Annotated in this window: 1 protein-coding gene; it reads left to right on the forward strand. The window is 46.6% G+C overall.

The window, feature by feature from the left end:
* Nucleotides 1-33: 33 nt before the first annotated feature.
* On the forward strand, nt 34-592 hold a 559-nt coding region (locus tag OUA97_RS23200), incomplete at its 3' end, for a MobA/MobL family protein (RefSeq protein WP_267234442.1).

Consider the following 592-nt stretch of genomic DNA (forward strand, 5'->3'; position numbering starts at 1 on the left):
TCCTTTGCGAATTGGATCTCAGGTGAATTCGGCATGTTTTACATGAATATTCGGCACAATGTGAAGAAGGATTCCAGTTCCAAGAATACCTTCCATTATCTGACCCGTACTGCGCATTTTGCCGAGCAAAAGGCCGATGAAGAATTGGAGTTTGTGCGTTCTGGAAATATGCCTGCTTGGGCAGTCGATGCGCCTGCTACCTTTTGGCATAGTGCGGATCGTTATGAGATTGCTCGAGGTCGAACTAGTTCGACTTTGACCGTGGCCTTGCCGAAAGAATTGTCGAAGCAGCAGCGTAAAGAATTGGTCGAGGCCTTTATTCAGGAATTTGCTGATCAGTATCAGTTCCCTTATACCGCAGCGGTGCATAATCATCCGAGTGAACTGACAGGTGAAGATCAACCGCATTTGCATCTGATGTATTCTGAACGGAGTCTGTCCGATGGGATTGAACGACCACCAGAGCAGTTTTTTAAGCAGTATCGTCCAAAGAATCCCACCAAAGGTGGTGCACAGAAATTAACGGCTGATGCGTTGGGCTTTGGCCGTGATCAGGTGAAAGCCTTTCGAGAAAAAACTGAGAAGCTAATTA

The organism is Phenylobacterium sp. 58.2.17 (assembly GCF_026411515.1).
In the GTDB taxonomy this organism is placed as follows: Bacteria; Pseudomonadota; Alphaproteobacteria; order Caulobacterales; family Caulobacteraceae; genus Phenylobacterium.